Genomic DNA, 20,931 nt, shown 5'->3' with positions numbered 1-20,931 from the left:
CCCTCACAGACTTCTAGACAAAGAACCCATGCAGACTGCTGAAATCCACCGCCGCTGGCTCGACTTCTTCGCCAAGCGCGGCCACACCGTCGTCCCCTCCGCCTCCCTGGTCAGCGACGACCCGTCGCTGCTGTTCACGGTGGCCGGGATGGTGCCGTTCGTCCCCTACCTGACCGGAGTGGTGCCCGCGCCCTTCCCGCGTGCCACGAGCGTCCAGAAGTGCATCCGCACCCTCGACATCGACGAGGTGGGGAAGACCCCGCGGCACGGCACGTTCTTCCAGATGGCCGGTAACTTCTCCTTCGGCGACTACTTCAAGGAGCAGGCCATCACGTTCGCGTGGGAGCTGCTGACGACCTCCGAGGAGGAAGGCGGCCTCGGCTTCGACCCCAAGGACCTGTGGGTCACGGTGTACGAGGACGACGACGAGGCGCGCGAGATCTGGCAGCGCGTCTCCACGCTGCCGCCGGAGCGCATCCAGGGGCTCGGCAAGGACACCAACTACTGGTCGACCGGCCAGCCCGGGCCTGCGGGGCCGTGCTCGGAGATCTTCTTCGACCGCGGACCTGCGTACGGCATCGACGGGGGACCGGCGACCGACGACGACCGGTACGTCGAGATCTGGAACCTGGTCTTCATGCAGTACCTGCGCGGCGAGGGCGACGGCAAGAAGGACTTCGAGATCCTCGGCGACCTGCCGAAGAAGAACATCGACACGGGCCTCGGGCTCGAGCGCGTCGCGTTCATCAAGCAGGGCGTCGACAACATGTACGAGATCGACCAGGTGCGGCCGGTGCTCGACCGCGCGGCCGAGCTCGCGGGCAAGCCCTACGGCAACGAGGCGCACGAGGACGACGTCCGGCTGCGGGTCGTCGCCGACCACGTCCGCAGCGCACTGATGCTCATGGCCGACGGCGTCACCCCGTCGAACGAGGGCCGCGGCTACGTGCTGCGCCGCCTGCTCCGCCGCACGGTGCGCGCGATGCGCCTGCTGGGCGTCGAGACGGCGACCTTCCCCGAGTTGTTCCCGGTGTCGCGCGACGCGATGAAGGCGGCGTACCCGGAGGTGGACACCGAGTTCGAGCGCATCTCGCAGCTCGCCTACGCGGAGGAGGAGACCTTCCTCCGCACCCTCGCTGCGGGTACCAGCATCCTGGACACCGCGGTCGCGTCGACGCAGAAGGAGGGCCGCAAGCAGCTCGCGGGCGACACCGCGTTCCTGCTGCACGACACCTACGGCTTCCCGATCGACCTGACGCTGGAGATGGCGGAGGAGGCCGGCCTCAGCGTCGACCGCACCGCCTTCGACAAGCTGATGGCCGACCAGCGCTCCCGCGCGAAGGCGGACGCGAAGGCCAAGAAGACGGCGCTGGCCGACCTCTCGGTCTACAGCGGCTTCCGCTCGCTCGGCGAGACGGTCTTCACGGGCTACACCGAGCTACAGACGGAGTCGAGCGTGCTCGGCCTCATCGTCGACGGCCGCACGGTCGACCGCGCGAGCGAGGGCCAGGTCGCCGAGATCATCCTGGGCGCGACCGCGCTGTACGCGGAGTCCGGTGGCCAGGATGCGGACGCGGGCACGATCGTCGGCCCGGGCTACGAGCTCGAGGTGCTCGACGTGCAGAAGCCCGTCAAGGGCCTCATCAGCCACAAGGTGCTGGTGCGCAGCGGCGAGGTGGGCGTCGGTGCGCCGGCGACGAGCATCGTGGATGCGGACTACCGTCGTGGGGCGCGCCAGGCGCACTCGGGCACGCACATCATCCACGCGGCGCTCCGGCAGGTGCTGGGCTCCAACGCGCACCAGTCCGGCTCGTACAACAAGGCCGGCTACCTGCGCCTCGACTTCTCCTGGAACCAGGCGCTCTCGGCCGAGACCCGCAGCGAGATCGAGGAGATCTCGAACAACGCCATCCGGCAGAACCTCGAGGTCACCACGCGCGAGCTGCCGCTCGCGGAGGCCAAGTCGCTGGGCGCGATGGCCCTGTTCGGTGAGAAGTACGGCGACGTCGTGCGCGTCGTCGACATCGGCGGGCCGTGGTCGCGCGAGCTGTGCGCGGGCACCCACGTGTCGACGAGCTCCGAGATCGGGATGATCAACCTGGTCAGCGAGTCGTCGGTCGGCTCCACGAACCGCCGCGTCGAGTCGCTGGTCGGTCTGGAGGCCTTCAAAGACCTGGCGGTGGAGCGCACGATCGTCTCGCAGCTCTCCAGCTCGCTGAGGACGCCGCGCGAGCAGCTCCCGGAGAAGATCGCCGACCTGATGGCGAACCTGAAGGCGGCGGAGAAGCGTATCCAGGCGTTCGAGGCGCGCGCGGTACTCGACAAGGTGCCTGCGCTGCTCGAATCGGCGACCCGCCGAGGAGCGATCACGGTCGTGGCGGAGGATGCGGGGACGCTGAACACCGCCGACGACCTGCGCCTGCTCGTCACCACCGTGCGCGAGCGCCTCGGCTCCGACCCGGCGGCCGTCGCCCTGGCGGCGCGGGCGGGCGGCAAGCCGGTCGTCATCGTCGCCACCAATCAGGCGGCGCGCGACGCGGGCGTCAACGCGGGCGCTCTCGCGAAGACGGCGGCGGGCGTGCTCGGCGGCGGGGGCGGCGGAAAGGCCGACTTGGCGCAGGGCGGCGGCACCGACGCGGACGCGATCCCCGCGGCGCTCAGCGCGGTCGTCTCGGCGATCGGATAGCGCCGGGTGCGCAGCGGGGTGCGGGTCGGCATCGACGTCGGCAAGGTGCGGATCGGCGTGAGCCGGTCCGACCTGCACGGGATGCTGGCCACGCCCGTCGAGACGGTCGCACGCTCCGAGGACGCTGCGGATCGCCGCAGGATCGCGGAGATCGTCGGGGAACTCGGAGCCTTCGAGGTTATCGTCGGACTGCCGCTGGCGCTCTCGGGAGCGCGCACGGCCTCCACCGCGGATGCGATCGGTTTCGCCGAATCGCTGGCTTCGGAGGTCGATGTTCCGGTACGAATGGTGGACGAGCGTCTTTCGACCGTGTCCGCGACCTCGGCGCTCCGCGCGTCGGGCAGGAATACGAAGAAGGCGCGTCCCGTCGTCGATCAGGTCGCGGCCACGATAATTTTGCAGCACGCCCTCGATGCGGAGCGGGCCACAGGCCGTCCGCCGGGTGACACCGTCGAATCGAGCATTGGACCTTAGCTTGTCTCACAACCCCCAGGAGCGGCCGGAGCCGCCCGCCTTCCCGGCTGTGAACCGGCCGCCGGCGGCTCCGCAGAATCCGCCCGCGAGCCTGTCGGCTCCGGCGGAGCGCCCGCCCATGACCCGGCGCGAGGCTCGTGCCGCCCGCGAGGCGGAGGAGGCACGGCTCGCTCCGCAGGAGGAGCCGCAGCCCGAGAATCCTGCCCCGCCGGTCTCCGCCGCATCCACTCCGTCCGCTGCCGGGTGGACCCTCGGCGGCGAGCCCATCTCGTCGCCGACGCCGACGCAGGAGTCGTCCGCCGACCTCGCCGCCCTCGCCGGGCTCGACTTCGACGCCGTCATGACCGGCCCGATCGCCCAGGTGGAGGAGCCGCAGCCCGTCGGGGCCGCCGCCCGTCACGGGTCCGACGACCGGGTCGCCTCGCCCCCGGACCATCCTGCGCGTACTCTGTCCGGCGTGCTCGAGGACACCGAAGACGAGACCGCCGAAGACGGCCATCCGCTGATCTGGCGACAGCAGCACTACCTGTCGCACGACGAACCGCCGAAGAAGCGCCGCTGGGTGCGGGGGCTCATCGTCACCGTCGTGATCCTCGCGGTCCTCGGCGGCCTGGCCGGGGGAGCGTACGCCATCTTCCAGCCGCAGATCGTGAAGCTCCAGGATGCGTTGTTCCCGCCCGCGAACGACTACACCGGCAGCGGCAGCGGCGAGGTCATGTTCACGATCAAGTCGGGCGACGACGGCTCGACCATCGCGAACAACCTCGCGAAGGCCGGGGTCGTGAAGACGTACGAGGCGTTCTACTCGCTTCTGCTGCGGCAGAAGTCCGATCCCGAGTTCCAGCCCGGCGTCTTCAAGCTGGCGAAGAAGATGAGCGCCGCGTCGGCGCTGGCCGCCCTGCAGGACCCGCAGTCGCGTGTCGAGAACACGGCGGTCATCCCGGAGGGGACGGCCGAGAAGGACATCCTGCAGACGGTCGCCGACGCCACGAAGATCCCGCTGGCCGACCTGCAGGCGGCCGCGGCGAATCCGCAGGCGTACGGCGCCCCGGCGGAGGCGAAGTCGCTCGAGGGCTTCCTGTTCCCCGCGACGTACACGTTCGCTCCCGGCACCACGGCGCAGCAGGCGATCAAGACGATGGTCGACCGGATGTTCCAGGCGCTGGACCAGGCGGGCGTCGCTCCCGAGAACCGCTGGAACACGATCGTGCTGGCCTCGATCGTGCAGCGGGAGGCCGGCCTCAAGGACGACTACCCGAAGGTGGCCCGCGTCTTCCTCAACCGCATCGCGCAGGGCTGGGACCTGCAGTCGGACGCCACGGTGGCCTACGGCACCGGGCACACCGACCGGGTGACGACGACCGACGCCGAGCGCGAGGACCCCAACAACCCGTACAACACCTACGTGCACCCCGGCCTCCCGGTCGGTCCGATCTCGAACCCGGGCGACCTGGCGATCAACGCGGTGCAGCATCCCGCGGACGGGTCGTGGATGTACTTCGTGACCTGGAACCTGCAGACCGGCGAGACGATCTTCTCGACGACGCAGGCCGAGCACGAGGCGGCCGTGGAGAAGTGGCAGCAGTGGATGAAGGACAACCCCGGCTATGGATGAGCGCAAGCGCACGGACGAGGAGACGGGTGAGCCTGCGGTGCTCGAGGACGATCGCGAGATGACGGCCGGAGCAGAGGCGGAGGACGAGCCTGCGGTCGAGGACGGCGTCTCCGAAGCGTCGGCGGAGGCCGGCATCGCGGAGCTCGTCGAGGCCGAGCGCGAGCGCGAAGCCGAGGAGGCCGCGGTCGCGGAGGCCGAGGCGGCGGTCGAGCGCGAAGAGCCGGGGGACTCGGAGCCGGAGCCCGTCGTGGAGCCCGAACCGGCGCCCGCGAAGGCGGCTGCCAAACCGAAGGCCAAGCCGCGGAAGGCCGCAGCGCCGAGCCGCCGCCTCGCGGTGCTCGGGTCGCCCATCCAGCACTCCCAGTCGCCTGCCCTTCACCGGGCGGCCTACGAGGCGCTCGGCCTGGACTGGTCGTACGAGGCCGTCGAGGTGACCGAGGACGGCCTCGCCGACTTCGTCCAGGAGCTCGGCCCGGAGTGGCGCGGGCTCTCGCTCACGATGCCGCTGAAGAAGGCCGTGCTCCCGCTGCTGGCGGAGAGCGACCGCTACGCCGAGCAGACCGGCGGCGCGAACACCGTGCTGCTCGACGGGGACAGCCTGCGCGGATTCAACACGGACGTCGTCGGCATCGTGCGCGCCCTGCAGGCCGCGGGGCTCGACGAGGCGCGCTACGTCCACATCCTGGGCGGGGGAGCGACGGCCGCGTCGGCGCTGGTCGCCGCCGCGGAGCTCGGGGCCGAGCGCGTCGACGTGCACGTGCGCGACCTCACCCGCGCCGGGTGGATCGAGCCGCTCGCGAACGACCTCGGACTGCGCGTGCGCATCCGCCCGTTCTCGCAGGCCGACCGTTCGCTCGACGTGCCGGAGCTCGTGATCAGCACCCTCCCGGGCGGCACGCAGACCGAGGCCGTCTACACCGACTCGACGCGCCGCCGCTCGCTGCTGTTCGACGTGGCGTACGAGCCGTGGCCGACGCCGCTTGCACGGCAGTGGGAGGCCGTGGGCGGACGGGTGGTCTCCGGGCTCGCGATGCTCGCGCACCAGGCACTGCTGCAGGTGCGGATCTTCGTCTCCGGCGACCCGCTGCAGCCGCTCCCGGACGAGCCGGACGTGCTCGCCGCGATGCTCGACGCCGTCGGCATCGACGAGCAGGGCGCCCCGCTGGAGGTCTGACCGCGGCGCGGGAGCTCCATGGCCGTGTGCCAGAATCGAAGCATGCTTCGTTGGCTCACGGCCGGGGAATCCCACGGTCCCGAACTCATCGCCGTCCTGGAGGGTCTCCCCGCCGGGGTCCCGGTGTCGCTCGACGCCATCCGCGCCGACCTCGCGCGCCGCAAGCTCGGCTACGGCCGCGGCGCGCGCATGAAGTTCGAGCAGGACGCGCTGGAGGTCTCCGGCGGCGTGCGCCACGGCTACAGCCTGGGCAGCCCGATCGCCCTCCGCATCGGCAACACCGAGTGGCCGAAGTGGGTGGATGTGATGAGCCCGGAGCCCGTCGACCCGGCCGTCCTCGAGACCGGCCGTGGCGCGGCGCTGACCCGGCCCCGTCCGGGCCACGCCGACCTGGTCGGGATGCAGAAGTACGGCTTCGACGAGGCCCGGCCCATCCTGGAGCGCGCCAGCGCCCGCGAGACCGCCGCGCGCGTGTCGCTCGGCGCGGTCGCCCGGTCGTTCCTGGCCGAGCTCGGCATCACGCTGGTCAGCCACACCCTCTCCATCGGTCCGGTGCGCGTCCCCGAGGACGCCCCGCTGCCGCGCCCGTCGGACGTCGACACCCTCGACGCCGACCCGCTGCGCTGCTTCGACCCGGCGACCTCCGAGCGGATGGTGGCCGAGGTGGATGCCGCCCACAAGGACGGCGACACGCTCGGCGGCGTCGTCGAGGTGCTCGCGTACGGCCTCCCGCCGGGGCTCGGCTCGCACGTGCACTGGGACCGCAAGCTCGACGCGCAGCTCGCCGCCGCGCTCATGGGCATCCAGGCGATCAAGGGTGTGGAGATCGGCGACGGCTTCCTCACCACCACCCGCCGCGGGTCGGAGGCGCACGACGAGCTGATCGCCGAGGACGGCACGATCGTGCGCACCAGCGACAAGGCCGGCGGCACCGAGGGCGGCATGAGCACGGGCGGCGTCCTGCGCGTGCGGGCCGGCATGAAGCCGATCGCGACCGTGCCGCACGCGCTGCGAACGGTGGATGTCGCCACCAGCGAGGCCGCGCCGGCGCACCACCAGCGCTCCGACGTCTGTGCGGTCCCGGCCGCCGGGGTCGTCGCGGAGGCGATGGTCGCGCTCGTGCTGGCGAACGCCGTGCTGGAGAAGTTCGGCGGCGACTCGATCGCCGAGACGCGGCGCAACCTGCAGAGCTACCTCGACAGCATCCCGCAGAACCTCGCCACGGAGCGCGTGAGCGCTCCCTACGCCTGACGCCGTGACACGCGACACCATCGCGCTGATCGGGCCGCCCGCGGCCGGCAAGTCGCGCGTCGGCAAGCGGGTCGCGAAGCTCCTCGACCTGCCGTTCGTCGACACGGATGCCGTCGTGGTCGCCGGGCACGGCCCGATCGCGCAGATCTTCGCGGACCACGGCGAGCCGCATTTCCGCGCGCTCGAACGGGAGGCCGTGGCGGAGGCGCTGCGCAGCCCCGGCGTCGTCTCGCTCGGCGGCGGCGCAGTCCTCGACCGCGACACGCAGGCCGACCTCGGAGCCGCGCGGGTCGTGCTGCTGACCGTGCGTCCGGAGGCCATCGCGAAGCGCATCGCGGGCGGGAAGCGGCCGCTGATCACCGACCTGGAGTCGTGGAAGCGGCTCGTCGCCTCCCGGAGCGAGCTGTACGCGTCGCTCGCGGACTACACGGCGGACACCTCGTCCCGCCCCATCGAGACCATCGCCGACGAGATCGCGCGCTGGGTGCAGAGCACACCGGCCCGCGACGACCGAGCGCAGACGGAAGGACCAGCATGACCGACGCCCCCACCGAGATCCTGGTCACGGGCACGCACCCGTACCCGGTGCTGGTCGGCCGCGGCCTGCGCTACCGGCTCGCCGAGCACCTCGGCACCGGCGTCGCCAAGGTGCTCGTCGTGCACCCGCCGACGCTCGGCGCCGCCGCGGCCGAGCTGCGCGAGTCGCTCGTCGGCCGCTACGAGGTGCTGCTCGCCGAGATCCCGGATGCGGAGGCGGCCAAGCGCGTCGAGGTGGCGTCGTTCCTCTGGCAGATCATGGGCCAGGCCGATTTCACCCGGTCGGACGCCGTGGTCGGCTTCGGCGGAGGATCGGTCACCGACCTCGCCGGCTTCGTGGCCGCGACCTGGCTGCGCGGCGTAAAGCTCATCCAGGTGCCGACGACGCTGCTCGGGATGGTGGACGCCGCGGTCGGCGGCAAGACCGGCATCAACACCGCGGAAGGCAAGAACCTGGTCGGCGCGTTCTATGCGCCCGACGCCGTGATCTGCGACCTCGACACGCTCACCTCGCTCCCGCGCAACGAGATCCTCGCCGGGTTCGCCGAGGTGGTGAAGTACGGCTTCATCGCCGAGCCGGAGATCCTGGACACGATCGAAGCCGACGTCGACCGGGCGACCGATCCCGAGACACCGGAGTTCCGCCGGCTGGTGGAACTCTCCATCGGCATCAAGGCGCGGGTCGTGGGGGAGGACTTCACCGAGCAGGGACTCCGCGAGATCCTCAACTACGGCCACACCCTCGGCCACGCGATCGAGCACGCCGAGCGGTACCAGTGGCGGCACGGCGCCGCCATCTCGGTGGGGATGGTGTTCGCCGCGGAGCTCGCCCGGCTGAGCGGCCGGCTGAGCGACGAGGTCGCCGACCGGCACCGCCGCATCCTGGAGTCGCTCACACTGCCCGTGACCTACCCGGCGGGCCGATGGCAGACACTGCTGGCCACCATGCAGCGCGACAAGAAGGCGCGGGGCAGTATGCTGCGCTTCATCGTGCTCGACGACGTGGCCCGGCCGACCGTGCTGGCCGGCCCGGACCAGAGCCTGCTGTTCGCCGCATACCAGGAGGTGGCTTCGTGAGCCGGAAGACCGTGCTGGACGAGACCTGGTCGGCGGTGCGCGTGCGCGCGCTGAAGGACGGGGAGGAGTGACCGTGGCGACCATCCTCGTCCTGAACGGGCCGAACCTCGGCCGCCTCGGCACCCGCGAGCCGGACGTCTACGGTTCGGCGACGCTCGACGACCTGCGCGCGGTGCTCGCGGAGGACGCGGGCGACGACACCGTGGACCTGCGCCAGACCGACGACGAAGGCCAGCTGCTGCGCTGGCTGCACGAGGCGGCCGACACCGGCGCGCCCGTCATCCTGAACGCCGGCGCGTGGACGCACTACTCGTTCGCCCTGCGCGACGCCGTGTCGCTCGTCACCTCCGCCGGCGGGGTCGTCGTCGAGGTGCACCTGTCGAACCCGCACGCGCGCGAGGAGTTCCGCCACACCAGCGTGATCACCGCGGTGTCGACCGGCGTGATCGCCGGATTCGGGTTCGAGTCGTACCGGCTGGCGCTGGCGTTCATTCGCCGAAACGCGCGCTGACGTCTAGAATCTTTCCCGGACCGCTCCGCGCGGTCGCCGTGGGCCGCCCTCTCGTGCGCGGCATCCACCCGAATCTTCACACCGAACGAACGGAACATTCGCCTTGGCTTCTACCGCTGACATCAAGAACGGCATCGTCCTCAACATCGACGGACAGCTGTGGTCCGTGATCGAGTTCCAGCACGTCAAGCCGGGCAAGGGCGGGGCGTTCGTCCGCACCAAGCTGAAGAACGTCACCACGGGTAAGACGGTCGACCGCACCTACAACGCCGGCGCCAAGATCGAGATCACCAACGTCGACCGCCGCGACTACCAGTACCTGTACCAGGACGGCGCCGACTTCGTCTTCATGGACACCTCCGACTACGACCAGATCACCATCCCGGGCCCGGTCGTCGGCGACGCCGCCAACTTCATGCTCGAGAACCAGAACGTCACCGTCGCGCTGCACGAGGGCGAGCCGCTGTACGTCGAGCTCCCGGCCTCCGTTGTGCTGGAGATCACCTACACCGAGCCGGGCCTGCAGGGCGACCGCTCCACCGGCGGCACCAAGCCGGCGACCGTCCAGACCGGCTACCAGATCCAGGTCCCGCTGTTCCTCGAGACCGGCACCAAGGTCAAGGTCGACACCCGCTCGGGCGACTACCTCGGCCGCGTCAACGACTGAATGAGCGCGCGGACCAAGGCGCGCAAGCGCGCCCTCGACGTGCTCTACAGCGCGGACCTGCGGCAGACGCCGTTCCGGCAGGCGCTGGCGACCGAGGCGGAGCGCGCGGCGAACGAGCCGGCGCGGGAGGCCTCGTGGCTGTACGCGCGTGAGATCCTCGACGGTGTCATCGAGCACCAGGACGAGATCGACGAGCAGATCGAGACCTACGCCCAGGGGTGGACGCTCGCGCGCATGCCCGCCGTCGACCGCGCCATCCTGCGCATCGGCGTGTGGGAGGTGCTGTACAACGACGAGGTGCCGGACGGCGTCGCGATCTCGGAGGCCGTGGAAGCGGCGACCGTGCTCTCGACCGACGATTCGGCCGGGTTCGTGAACGGGCTGCTCGCCAAGATCGCGCAGGCCAACGGAGACACGGGCAGGGGCGTTTGATGCGCCTCCCAGGCCTGCGTCGCGCCGCGGTCGTCGCGGTGCTCGCGGTGGGCGTCGCCGTCGCGGCTGCGGGCTGCTCGATGCTCGGGGGAGCCTCGAACGTCCCGGTGGCGACCGACCCGCCGCCGAAGGGTTCCGACGGCGCCGTGGACTTCGACGGCGGCTTCATCGCCGTCGGCGACGGCGCGAAGAAGGTCGACATCTGGTTCGACGCGATGTGCCCGGTGTGCGGCGCCTTCGAGCAGGCCAACGGCAAGACTCTCGCGAGCGCGGTCGACGACGGCTCGATCACGCTGCGGCTGCACCCGCTGACCTTCCTGGATGCGGTGTCCAACGGCACCGGCTACTCCACCCGGGCGGCCGCCGCCCTGACCTGCGTGGCCGTGACCGACCGGAACGCGGTCCTGCCGTTCTACCAGGCGCTGTACACGGACCAGCCGGAGGAGAACTCCGACGGCCTCACGGACAAGCAGCTGGCGCAGCGCGCGAGCGACGCGGGGTCGCAGGACATCTCGACCTGCGTCGCCGACAGCGGGCCGTACCGGGCGTGGGCCCAGCGCAACACCGCGAACTCGCAGAAGGGCCCGATCGAGGTCGACGGCACGAAGGTGCTCGACACGATCAAGGGCACCCCGACCGTGCTCGTCGACGGCAAGCAGTACACCGGCGGCGTCTCCGACGCGAAGGCGTTCTCCAAGTTCCTCGCCTCCCGCTGACCGTCTCCCGACCAGCGACTGCGGGTGCTCGGAACGTGTGCGGGGGCGCGCGCACCCGCACACGTTCCATGGGCCCGCAGTCGCGGCTGGTAGGGTGGTGGGCGGAAGTACGTAGGCATCCTTTAAGAGCCGTCCTGTGAGGCGGGGAAGGAGGTCGGCATGACAGCGCGCACTGTGCTGCAGCAGGCTGACATCGCCCGGGCGTTGACTCGGATCTCTCACGAGATCCTGGAGTCCAACCGGGGAACGGACGAGCTGGTGATCCTGGGGATCCCGACCCGCGGCGTCGTGCTCGCGCGGCGGATCGCGGAGAACATCCAGCGGATCGAACCGGCGGCGGTCCCCTCGCCCGCCGACATCGTGGGCGCGCTCGACGTCACGATGTACCGCGACGACCTGTCGCGCCACCCCACCCGCACCCCGCAGCCGACCTCGCTGCCCGGGCCCATCGACGGCAAGACCGTGGTGCTGGTGGACGACGTGCTCTTCTCGGGCCGCACCATCCGCGCCGCGCTCGACGCCGTCAGCGATCTGGGCCGGCCGCGCGCCGTGCGGCTCGCTGTACTGGTCGACCGCGGCCACCGGGAGCTGCCCATCCGGGCCGACTTCGTGGGGAAGAACCTGCCGTCGGCGGCCTCGGAGCGCATCTTCGTGCGTCTCGACGAGGTGGACGGCGAGGAGTCGGTGACCATCGACGAGCCCCACGAGAACCAGGAGGCCGGAGTATGAGGCACCTGCTGTCGACGCGCGACCTCGCGCGGGAGGACGCCATCCGGCTGCTCGACGTCGCCGAGGACATGGCGGACGTGCAGGAGCGCGAGGTCAAGAAGCTCCCGACGCTGCGCGGCAAGACGGTCGTGAACCTGTTCTTCGAAGACTCGACCCGCACGCGCATCTCGTTCGAGGCGGCCGCGAAGCGGCTGTCGGCGGACGTGATCAACTTCTCCGCCAAGGGCTCCAGCGTCTCCAAGGGCGAGAGCCTGAAGGACACCGCCCAGACGCTGCAGGCGATGGGCGCCGACGCCGTGGTGATCCGGCACGGGTCCTCCGGCGCTCCGCAGACGCTCGCGACGAGCGGCTGGATCGAGGCCGGCATCCTGAATGCGGGGGACGGCACGCACGAGCACCCGACGCAGGCGCTGCTGGACGCGTTCACGATGCGCCGCCGCCTGCACGGCACGGCGTCGCGCGGGAAGGACCTCGCCGGGGTCTCCGTCGCGATCGTGGGCGACATCCTGCACTCGCGCGTCGCCCGCTCGAACGTCTGGCTGCTGCGCACGCTCGGCGCCCACGTCACTCTGGTGGCGCCGCCGACGCTGCTGCCGGTGGACGTGTCCGGCTGGCCGGTCGGGGTGCAGTACGACCTCGACGCGGCGATCGCCGACGGACCGGACGTGGTGATGATGCTGCGCATCCAGGCCGAGCGGATGAACGCGGCGTTCTTCCCGACCACACGCGAATACTCGCGGCGCTGGGGCCTGGATGAGGAACGCCTCGGGCGTCTGCGGGCCGATAGCATTGTGATGCACCCGGGACCGATGAACCGCGGGCTGGAGATCTCGGCCGCGGCCGCGGACTCCCCGCGCTCGACGGTCCGGGAGCAGGTCGCGAACGGCGTCTCCGTGCGGATGGCAGCTCTGTACCTGCTGCTGTCGGGTGCCGGTCGAGAGCAGGCGGTGTGAAAGTGAGCATGGGCGAAAGATTCTTGATCGGCGGCGCGACGCTGGCCGACGGCAGCCGCACCGACCTGCTGCTGGAAGACGGCCGGATCGTCGAGACCGGCACCGGTCTGAGCGCCGCGGGCGCCACCCCGATCGACGCGGACGGGCTGCTCGCGCTGCCCGGACTGGTCGACCTCCACACGCACCTCCGGGAGCCCGGCTACGAGCAGAGCGAGACCGTGCTGACCGGTACGCGCGCCGCCGCGGCCGGCGGCTTCACCGCGGTGTTCGCCATGGCGAACACGTCGCCGGTCGCCGACACCGCCGGCGTGGTCGAGCAGGTGCTGAGCCTGGGGGAGGCCGCCGGCTACGCCACGGTCCGCCCGATCGGCGCGGTCACGGTGGGCCTCGAGGGCGAGCGGCTGGCGGAGCTGGGCGCGATGGCGCAGTCCCGCGCACGCGTCCGCGTGTTCTCCGACGACGGCACGTGCGTCTCCGACCCGCTGCTGATGCGCCGGGCGCTGGAGTACGTGAAGGCGTTCGACGGCGTGATCGCGCAGCACGCGCAGGAGCCGCGGCTGACGCAGGGCGCGCAGATGAACGAGGGCGCGCTGTCCGGCGAGCTGGGGCTCACCGGCTGGCCGGCGGTCGCCGAGGAGTCGATCATCGCCCGGGATGTGCTCCTCGCCGAGCACGTCGGCTCGCGCCTGCACGTGTGTCACGTGTCGACGGCGGGAAGCGTGGACGTCATCCGCTGGGCCAAGGCGCGTGGCATCGACGTGACCGCCGAGGTGACGCCGCACCACCTGGCGCTCACCGAGGAGCTGGCGACCGGCTACGACGCGCGCTACAAGGTGAACCCGCCGCTGCGCCGCCGCGAGGACGTGGAGGCGCTCCGCGCGGGCCTCGCCGACGGCACGATCGACATCGTCGCCACCGACCACGCTCCGCATCCCGTCGAGGCGAAGGACTGCGAGTGGGACGCCGCGGCGTTCGGGATGGTCGGGCTGGAGTCGGCGCTCTCGGTGGTGCAGGCGAGCGTGGTGGACAACGGGCTGCTCGACTGGGCCGACGTCGCCCGGGTGCTCTCCGCGACGCCCGCGCGCATCGGCCGGCTGCACGGCCACGGCGGTCCGCTGGAGGCCGGTGCGCCCGCGAACCTGTTCCTCTACGACCCCACCGCCTCGCGCTCGTTCTCCACTTCCGACCTGGCCGGGAAGGGCGTCAACTCGCCCTACCTCGGGCTCACGCTGCCGGGGCGGGTCGTGGCGACCTTCCACCAGGGCCGGGCGACCGTGCTCGACGGCGCGGTGCGCGACGCCGAGGAGGTGGGCGCCCGTGGATAAGCTGCTCCCCACCCTCGGCATCCTCGCGGTCGTCGTCATCGTGCTGGCGCTGGCCGTCGTCGGCTGGCGGCGGCGCGTGCGGCGCGACAGCGGCGCGGGCGGCGGCTACTCGACGCCCGGAACGCTGAGCGCTCCGACCGCCGAGGCCGAGGCGCTGTACGTCGCGACCACGAAGGCCGGACAGCACCTGGAGCGGCTCGCCCTCCCGGGGCTCGCGTACCGCGGCAAGGCCACGGTCGCCGTCCGGCCGGAGGGCGTCGGGATCGCGGTGACCGGAGAGTCGCCCGTCTTCATCCCGGCCGCCGTCGTCACCGGCGCGGGCCTCGCGAGCGTCGCCATCGACCGGGCGGTCGAGCGCGACGGGCTGCTTCGCCTCGGCTGGACCACCAGCGGCGGCACGGCCGCCGACACGTACTTCCGGGTCGTCGACCCGGCCGGCCGGGCGCAGGTCGCCGCGGCCATCGAACAGATCGTCCCGAACGACAAGGAGGTGTGACGTGCTCGCAACGGAACCAGCGGTGCTCGTCCTCGAAGACGGCCAGCGGTATGTCGGCCGGGCCTACGGCGCCCGCGGGCGCACGCTCGGCGAGGCCGTGTTCGCCACCGGCATGACCGGCTACCAGGAGACCCTGACCGACCCGTCGTACGCGGGCCAGATCGTCCTGCAGACGGCGCCGCACATCGGCAACACCGGCACCAACGACGAGGACATGGAGTCCCGGCAGATCTGGGTCGCCGGCTACGTCGTCCGCGAGCCCAGCCGCATCGTGTCCAACTTCCGCGCCCAGCGCAGCCTCGACGACGACCTCGTCGCGCAGGGCGTCGTCGGCATCAGCGGCATCGACACGCGCGCCGTGACCCGGCACATCCGGTCGGCGGGCGCGATGCGCGCGGGCATCTTCTCCGGCGACGACTTCGACCTGAGCGACAGCGAGCAGCTCGACCTCGTGCTCGCCGGGGCGCCGATGGCGGGCCGCAACCTCTCCGCCGAGGTCTCCACAGTCGAGCCGTACACGGTCCCCGCGGTGGGCGAGAAGGTCGGCTCGGTCGCGGTGCTCGACCTCGGCGTGAAGAAGTCCACGCTCGAGAATCTCGCGGCCCGCGGCCTCGACGTCCACGTGCTGCCGCAGCAGGTGACGGCGCAGGATGTCCTGGGCCTCGGTGTCTCCGCCCTGTTCTTCTCGAACGGTCCCGGCGACCCGCAGGCCTCCGACAAGCACGTCGCCCTGCTGCAGGAGACCCTGCGCGCGGGCCTTCCGTACTTCGGCATCTGCTTCGGCAACCAGCTGCTCGGCCGCGCGCTCGGGCTCGACACCTACAAGCTGCCGTTCGGCCACCGCGGGATCAACCAGCCGGTGCTCGACAAGCGCACCGGCCGGGTGGAGATCACCGCGCAGAACCACGGCTTCGCCGTCAAGGCGCCGATCGACGCCGAGTTCGACTCGCCCGCCGGTTTCGGCCGCGTCGAGGTGAGCCACTTCTCGCTCAACGACCAGGTCGTCGAGGGGCTCAACTGCCTCGACCTGAACGCGTTCAGCGTGCAGTACCACCCGGAGGCGGCGGCCGGCCCGCACGACGCCAACTACCTCTTCGACCGCTTCCTGGACATGGTCAGGGCCCAGCACAGCGAGTCGGCGACCAAAGACCAGGAGAACAACTGATGCCCAAACGCGACGACATCAACTCCGTCCTCGTCATCGGCTCCGGCCCGATCGTCATCGGCCAGGCGGTCGAGTTCGACTACTCGGGCACGCAGGCCTGCCGCGTGCTGAAGGCCGAGGGCGTTCGCGTCATCCTGGTCAACTCCAACCCGGCGACGATCATGACCGACCCCGACTTCGCCGACGCGACCTACGTCGAGCCGATCACCTGGCAGGTCATCGAGACGATCATCGCCAAGGAGAAGCCGGACGCGATCCTCCCGACCCTCGGCGGCCAGACCGCGCTCAACGCGGCCATGCAGCTGCACGAGCACGGCATCCTCGAGAAGTACGGTGTCGAGCTGATCGGCGCGAAGTTCGAGGCCATCCAGAAGGGCGAGGACCGCCAGATCTTCAAGGAGCTGGTCGTCGAGGCCGGCGCGGAGGTGGCCCGCTCGCACATCGCCCACACGGTCGACGAGGCCTTGGAGTTCGCCGAAGACCTCGGCTACCCGCTGGTGGTCCGTCCGTCGTTCACCATGGGCGGCCTGGGCTCCGGCTTCGCCCACACGCCGGAGGAGCTGCGCCGCATCGCCGGCGACGGCATCCACCAGAGCCCGACCAGCGAGGTGCTCCTGGAGGAGTCCATCCTCGGCTGGAAGGAGTACGAGCTCGAGCTCATGCGCGACACGGCCGACAACACGGTCGTCGTCTGCTCGATCGAGAACGTCGACCCCGTCGGCGTGCACACCGGCGACTCGATCACCGTGGCGCCCGCGCTGACGCTGACCGACCGCGAGTACCAGCGGATGCGCGACATCGGCATCGACATCATCCGCGCGGTCGGCGTCGACACCGGCGGCTGCAACATCCAGTTCGCGGTGAACCCGGAGAACGGCCGCATCATCGTCATCGAGATGAACCCGCGCGTCTCCCGCTCCTCCGCCCTGGCGTCGAAGGCGACCGGCTTCCCGATCGCCAAGATCGCGGCGAAGCTCGCCATCGGCTACCGGCTCGACGAGATCCCGAACGACATCACCAAGGTCACCCCGGCGAGCTTCGAGCCGACGCTCGACTACATCGTCGTCAAAGTACCGCGGTTCGCGTTCGAGAAGTTCCCGGCCGCTGACCCGACGCTGACCACGACCATGAAGTCGGTCGGCGAGGCGATGGCGATTGGCCGCTCGTTCACGAGCGCGCTGCAGAAGGCGCTGCGGTCGCTGGAGAAGCGCGGCTCGTCGTTCCACTGGGGACCGCAGGCGCGGACCGTGGACGAGCTGCTCGCCTCCATCGCGACCCCGACCGACGGCCGCATCGTCGACGTGCAGCAGGCGCTCCGCCTCGGCGCGACGCCCGAGCAGGTCTTCGAGGCGACCAAGATCGACCCCTGGTTCATCGACCAGATCGTGCTCATCAACGAGGTCGCGGACCAGATCCGGGATGCTCCGACCCTCGACACCGACACGCTGCGCTTTGCGAAGGACCACGGCTTCTCCGACGCCCAGATCGGCGAGCTGCGCGGCTTCGGCGAGGCCGACGTGCGCGAGGTGCGGCACATCCTCGGCGTCCGGCCGGTCTACAAGACGGTGGACACCTGCGCCGGCGAGTTCCCGGCGCTCACGCCGTACCACTACTCCAGCTACGACCTGGAGACCGAGGTCGAGCCGAGCGACAAGCGCAAGGTCGTCATCCTGGGCTCCGGCCCGAACCGCATCGGGCAGGGCGTCGAATTCGACTACTCCTGCGTGCACGCGTCGTTCGCGCTGCACGACGCCGGGTTCGAGACCATCATGATCAACTGCAACCCGGAGACGGTGTCGACCGACTACGACACCAGCGACCGGCTCTACTTCGAGCCGCTGACGCTGGAGGACGTGCTGGAGGTCATCCACGCGGAGTCGCAGACCGGCGAGCTGGTCGGCGTCGTCGTGCAGCTCGGCGGCCAGACCGCGCTCGGGCTCGCGAAGGGCCTGGAGGCGGCGGGCGTCCCGATCCTCGGCACCACGCCGGAGGCGATCGACCTGGCGGAGGAGCGCGGCCTGTTCGCCGAGATCCTCGAGAACGCCGGACTGGTCGCGCCGCGCAACAGCACGGCCGTCGACTACCCGTCGGCCGCGCACGCGGCGGAGCAGATCGGCTACCCGGTCCTGGTGCGCCCGAGCTTCGTGCTCGGCGGCCGCGGCATGGAGATCGTCTACGACAACGCGTCGCTGGCGGACTACTTCGAGCGCGTCGCGGGCCAGGGGATCGTCGGTCCGTCGCACCCGCTGCTGGTGGACCGCTTCCTCGACGACGCCATCGAGATCGACGTCGACGCGCTGTACGACGGCGAGCGGCTCTACATCGGCGGCGTGATGGAGCACATCGAGGAGGCGGGCGTCCACTCGGGCGACTCCTCCTGCACCCTCCCGCCGATCACGCTCGGTCGCCGTGAGATCGACCGCGTGCGCGAGGCGACGCTGAAGATCGCCGAGGGCATCGGCGTTCGCGGCCTGCTGAACGTGCAGTTCGCGATCGGCGCGGGCGTGCTCTATGTGCTGGAGGCCAACCCGCGCGCGTCCCGGACCGTGCCGTTCGTCTCCAAGGCGCTCGGCATCCCGCTCGCGAAGGCGGCCTCCCGGGTCATGGTCGGCGAGACCATCGACGGTCTGATCGCGGAAGGCCTGCTGCCCGAGCAGGACGGCTCGATCATCCCGATGGACTCGCCGGTCGCGGTGAAGGAGGCCGTGCTGCCCTTCAAGCGGTTCCGCACCGCCGAGGGCACCGTGGTGGACTCGGTGCTGGGACCTGAGATGCGCTCGACCGGCGAGGTCATGGGCATCGACAAGGACTTCCCGACCGCGTTCGCGAAGAGCCAGTCGGCCGCGTACGGCGGGATGCCGCTGACCGGCACGGTGTTCGTCTCGGTCTCCGACCGCGACAAGCGCGCCGTCGTGCTGCCGGTGCTCCGCCTCCACCAGCTGGGCTTCGGGATCGTCGCGACCGAGGGCACCGCAGAGGTGCTCAACCGCAACGGCATCGAGGCGCGCATCGTGCGCAAGCACAGCGAGGCGCAGGAGTCGGGTGGCGACTCGATCGTCGACATCATCAACCGGTCCGAGGTGGATGTGGTCATCAACACCCCGAGCGGCCGCTCGGCCCGCGCGGACGGCTACGAGATCCGCGCCGCCGCGGTGGCCGCGGACAAGCCGCTGTTCACGACGATCGCGGAGCTGAGCGCGGCGGTGGCGTCGCTCGACGCCATCCGCGAGGGCTTCGACGTGAAGTCGCTGCAGGAGTACGCGCGAGAGAGGCTCGCCCGAGCATGACGTTCGGCGACCGGCTCGCGGCGGTGTTCGCCGAGCGCGGCCGGCTGTGCGTCGGCATCGACCCCCACGCCCACCTGCTGGAGGCGTGGGGGCTGCCGGCCTCGGCCGACGGCCTGCGCTCCTTCGGGCTCACCGCGGTGGACGCGGTCGCCGGCCGTGCGGGCATCGTCAAGCCGCAGGTGGCCTTCTTCGAGCGGTTCGGATCGGCCGGCTACGCGGCCCTGGAGGACGTGCTCGCGGCCGCCCGCGCGGCGGGCCTGCTGGTGATCGCGGACGTCAAGCGCGGCGACATCGGCACGAGCGTCACCGCCTACGCGGAGGCCTGGCTCACGCCGGGGTCGCCGCTGGAGTCCGACGCGATGACGGTCGCGGCCTACCAGGGCGTCGGCTCGCTCGCCGACGCGATGGTCCTCGGCGAGAGCGCGGGGAAGGGCTTGTTCGTGCTCGCGGCGACCTCCAATCCCGAGGCCGCGGCGGTGCAGCAGGCCCTGGTGCAGTCCGGGCCGCGGGCGAACCAGTCCGTCGCCCGTGCGATCATCGAAGACGTGCATGCTTTCAATCAGGAGCAGTCCGGGCCGCGCCCGTTCGGTTCGGTCGGGCTGGTGCTCGGGGCGACGGTCGACCTCGCGGACTACGGGATCGACGTGGCGACGGCGGGGGAGCGGACGCCCGCCCTGCCCGTGCTCGCGCCGGGCTTCGGCCACCAGGGCGCCCGGGTGGAGGACGCGGCGCGCCTGTTCGGCTCGCTGGCGTCCGGAGTCATCGTGAGCGAGTCCCGCGGGCTGCTCGGCGCCGGGCCCGCCGGTCTCGCGGACGCCGTGGCGCGCCGCGCCGAGGAGGTGCGCGCCGCACATGTCTGAGGCCACCGCAGACTCCGCGACCGCCGCAACCCGTGCGTCGAGCCGCCCGGCCCCGCCCGAGGTGGACCGCCGCGCTGCCTCGCAGGCGGCCGTCGCCGCCCGCCGCGCGCGGGCCGCCGTGAAGGCCGCGATCGCCGCACGCGACGTGTCGCCGCTGACCGTGCTCGACCGGGCGACGGCCGACCCCGACGGCGTCGAGGGCCGCCTGCGGGTGACCGAGTTCCTGCTCAGCGTTCCGGCCATCGGCACGACCAAGATGGAGGAGGCGCTGAACCGGCTCTCCATCTCGCCCGCCAAGCGACTCGGCGGCCTCGGCCGGCACCAGCGACTCCGCCTGCGGCAGTTCCTCATCGAGCGCGAGAACCGCTCCGAGCGGCAGCGGAACCGCCTCGTCGTGCTGGCCGGCCCGACGGCGGTCGGCAAGGGGACCGTGTCCACCTACATCCGGGAGAACTATCCCGACGTGCTGCTGTCGGTCTCCGCGACCACCCGCACGCCGCGTCCTGGCGAAGTCGACGGGGTCAACTACTACTTCGTCGACGACGCCGAGTTCGACCGCATGATCGAGGGCGGCGAGCTGCTGGAGTACGCGACCGTGCACAACGCCTACCGCTACGGCACGCCGCGCGCCCCGATCGAGAAGGCGCTGGCCGAAGGCCGGAGCGTGCTGCTCGAGATCGACCTGCAGGGCGCGCGCCAGGTGCGCCGGTCGATGCCGGAGGCGCGGCTGATCTTCCTGCTGCCGCCGACCTGGGAGGAGCTGGTCCGGCGCCTGATCGGACGCGGCACCGAGGACCAGGCCGAGCAGCAGCGCCGGCTGGAGACCGCGAAGGTCGAGCTGGCCGCCCAAGACGAGTTCGACTACCGCGTGGTCAACCACGACGTCGCGACCGCCGCCCGCGAGGTCGTAGACTTGATGAAGGTCCGCGCGGCGCCGTCGCGTCCGTAGACCTTCTTCGCGCCGCCGCAGGCAGCG

The 20,931-nt window shown here is 71.3% G+C and carries 19 protein-coding genes; all 19 read left to right on the top strand.

Translation table 11 applies throughout. The features are described from left to right. Positions 1-28: 28 nt before the first annotated feature. The 19 genes from alaS (at position 29) to gmk (ending at position 20,904) form a co-directional block, all read left to right on the top strand. A complete protein-coding gene (gene alaS / locus HNO83_RS04310; RefSeq protein WP_175336269.1) occupies positions 29-2,686 on the top strand; it encodes an alanine--tRNA ligase in 2,658 nt (885 codons plus the stop codon). 6 nt (positions 2,687-2,692) lie between these two features. Next, positions 2,693-3,160 carry a Holliday junction resolvase RuvX gene (ruvX, locus tag HNO83_RS04305; protein WP_175336268.1) on the top strand — a complete coding sequence of 156 codons (468 nt, stop codon included), beginning with the start codon at positions 2,693-2,695 and terminating at the stop codon, positions 3,158-3,160. Position 3,161: 1 nt separating this feature from the next. Beyond that, positions 3,162-4,775: an endolytic transglycosylase MltG gene (gene mltG, locus HNO83_RS04300; RefSeq protein ID WP_249776481.1), complete on the top strand. Its 1,614-nt coding sequence runs from the start codon at positions 3,162-3,164 to the stop codon at positions 4,773-4,775. Next, entirely contained in the window at positions 4,768-5,949 is a 1,182-nt protein-coding gene (locus tag HNO83_RS04295) for a shikimate dehydrogenase (RefSeq protein ID WP_175336267.1), read from the top strand. The genes mltG and HNO83_RS04295 overlap by 8 nt, the downstream gene beginning before the upstream one ends. A gap of 42 nt (positions 5,950-5,991) precedes the next feature. Continuing rightward, on the top strand, positions 5,992-7,200 hold the full coding sequence (gene aroC / locus HNO83_RS04290) for a chorismate synthase (protein ID WP_175336266.1): 1,209 nt from the start codon (positions 5,992-5,994) through the stop codon (positions 7,198-7,200). 4 nt (positions 7,201-7,204) lie between these two features. After that, positions 7,205-7,738: a shikimate kinase gene (locus tag HNO83_RS04285; RefSeq protein ID WP_175336265.1), complete on the top strand. Its 534-nt coding sequence runs from the start codon at positions 7,205-7,207 to the stop codon at positions 7,736-7,738. Next, entirely contained in the window at positions 7,735-8,814 is a 1,080-nt protein-coding gene (gene aroB / locus HNO83_RS04280) for a 3-dehydroquinate synthase (protein WP_175336264.1), read from the top strand. Before HNO83_RS04285 ends, aroB begins: the two co-directional genes overlap by 4 nt. Positions 8,815-8,887: 73 nt before the next feature. Beyond that, positions 8,888-9,325: a type II 3-dehydroquinate dehydratase gene (locus HNO83_RS04275; RefSeq protein ID WP_175336263.1), complete on the top strand. Its 438-nt coding sequence runs from the start codon at positions 8,888-8,890 to the stop codon at positions 9,323-9,325. Positions 9,326-9,428: 103 nt separating this feature from the next. Beyond that, positions 9,429-9,992 carry an elongation factor P gene (efp, locus tag HNO83_RS04270; RefSeq protein ID WP_175336262.1) on the top strand — a complete coding sequence of 188 codons (564 nt, stop codon included), beginning with the start codon at positions 9,429-9,431 and terminating at the stop codon, positions 9,990-9,992. Beyond that, complete coding sequence (nusB, locus tag HNO83_RS04265; RefSeq protein WP_175336261.1) at positions 9,993-10,424, top strand: transcription antitermination factor NusB; 432 nt, start codon at positions 9,993-9,995, stop codon at positions 10,422-10,424. Further along, positions 10,424-11,140, top strand: coding sequence for a DsbA family protein (locus tag HNO83_RS04260; RefSeq protein ID WP_175336260.1), 717 nt, complete (start codon positions 10,424-10,426; stop codon positions 11,138-11,140). Before nusB ends, HNO83_RS04260 begins: the two co-directional genes overlap by 1 nt. Before the next feature lie 159 nt (positions 11,141-11,299). After that, complete coding sequence (gene pyrR / locus HNO83_RS04255; RefSeq protein WP_175336259.1) at positions 11,300-11,869, top strand: bifunctional pyr operon transcriptional regulator/uracil phosphoribosyltransferase PyrR; 570 nt, start codon at positions 11,300-11,302, stop codon at positions 11,867-11,869. Then, complete coding sequence (locus HNO83_RS04250) at positions 11,866-12,822, top strand: aspartate carbamoyltransferase catalytic subunit (RefSeq protein WP_175336258.1); 957 nt, start codon at positions 11,866-11,868, stop codon at positions 12,820-12,822. Before pyrR ends, HNO83_RS04250 begins: the two co-directional genes overlap by 4 nt. Positions 12,823-12,830: 8 nt before the next feature. Further along, entirely contained in the window at positions 12,831-14,147 is a 1,317-nt protein-coding gene (locus tag HNO83_RS04245) for a dihydroorotase (RefSeq protein ID WP_175336257.1), read from the top strand. Continuing rightward, positions 14,140-14,643, top strand: a complete 504-nt coding sequence (locus HNO83_RS04240) for a PH-like domain-containing protein (RefSeq protein ID WP_349627071.1) — start codon at positions 14,140-14,142, stop codon at positions 14,641-14,643. The genes HNO83_RS04245 and HNO83_RS04240 overlap by 8 nt, the downstream gene beginning before the upstream one ends. 1 nt (position 14,644) lies before the next feature. Further along, complete coding sequence (gene carA / locus HNO83_RS04235) at positions 14,645-15,808, top strand: glutamine-hydrolyzing carbamoyl-phosphate synthase small subunit (protein ID WP_349627070.1); 1,164 nt, start codon at positions 14,645-14,647, stop codon at positions 15,806-15,808. Beyond that, the gene (gene carB / locus HNO83_RS04230) at positions 15,808-19,095 is read left to right on the top strand and encodes a carbamoyl-phosphate synthase large subunit (protein ID WP_175336256.1); all 3,288 of its coding nucleotides are present in this window, start codon (positions 15,808-15,810) and stop codon (positions 19,093-19,095) included. Before carA ends, carB begins: the two co-directional genes overlap by 1 nt. Beyond that, entirely contained in the window at positions 19,092-19,955 is an 864-nt protein-coding gene (gene pyrF, locus HNO83_RS04225; RefSeq protein ID WP_175336255.1) for an orotidine-5'-phosphate decarboxylase, read from the top strand. Before carB ends, pyrF begins: the two co-directional genes overlap by 4 nt. Beyond that, positions 19,948-20,904: a guanylate kinase gene (gmk, locus tag HNO83_RS04220; RefSeq protein WP_175336254.1), complete on the top strand. Its 957-nt coding sequence runs from the start codon at positions 19,948-19,950 to the stop codon at positions 20,902-20,904. The genes pyrF and gmk overlap by 8 nt, the downstream gene beginning before the upstream one ends. Positions 20,905-20,931: the final 27 nt, after the last annotated feature.

It is taken from the genome of Leifsonia sp. C5G2, from assembly GCF_013359685.1.
GTDB lineage: Bacteria > Actinomycetota > Actinomycetes > Actinomycetales > Microbacteriaceae > Leifsonia.
This window is presented reverse-complemented; position numbering and strand designations above follow the sequence as displayed.

Bases quoted from the DNA above. Each gene is read 5' to 3' on its own strand.
- alaS (WP_175336269.1), top strand. From the start codon at position 29: ATGCAGACTGCTGAAATCCACCGCCGCTGGCTCGACTTCTTCGCCAAG.
- HNO83_RS04295 (WP_175336267.1), top strand. From the start codon at position 4,768: ATGGATGAGCGCAAGCGCACGGACGAGGAGACGGGTGAGCCTGCGGTG.
- aroC (WP_175336266.1), top strand. From the start codon at position 5,992: ATGCTTCGTTGGCTCACGGCCGGGGAATCCCACGGTCCCGAACTCATC.
- aroB (WP_175336264.1), top strand. From the start codon at position 7,735: ATGACCGACGCCCCCACCGAGATCCTGGTCACGGGCACGCACCCGTAC.
- nusB (WP_175336261.1), top strand. From the start codon at position 9,993: ATGAGCGCGCGGACCAAGGCGCGCAAGCGCGCCCTCGACGTGCTCTAC.
- HNO83_RS04260 (WP_175336260.1), top strand. From the start codon at position 10,424: ATGCGCCTCCCAGGCCTGCGTCGCGCCGCGGTCGTCGCGGTGCTCGCG.
- pyrR (WP_175336259.1), top strand. From the start codon at position 11,300: ATGACAGCGCGCACTGTGCTGCAGCAGGCTGACATCGCCCGGGCGTTG.
- HNO83_RS04250 (WP_175336258.1), top strand. From the start codon at position 11,866: ATGAGGCACCTGCTGTCGACGCGCGACCTCGCGCGGGAGGACGCCATC.
- HNO83_RS04245 (WP_175336257.1), top strand. From the start codon at position 12,831: ATGGGCGAAAGATTCTTGATCGGCGGCGCGACGCTGGCCGACGGCAGC.
- carB (WP_175336256.1), top strand. From the start codon at position 15,808: ATGCCCAAACGCGACGACATCAACTCCGTCCTCGTCATCGGCTCCGGC.
- pyrF (WP_175336255.1), top strand. From the start codon at position 19,092: ATGACGTTCGGCGACCGGCTCGCGGCGGTGTTCGCCGAGCGCGGCCGG.
- gmk (WP_175336254.1), top strand. From the start codon at position 19,948: ATGTCTGAGGCCACCGCAGACTCCGCGACCGCCGCAACCCGTGCGTCG.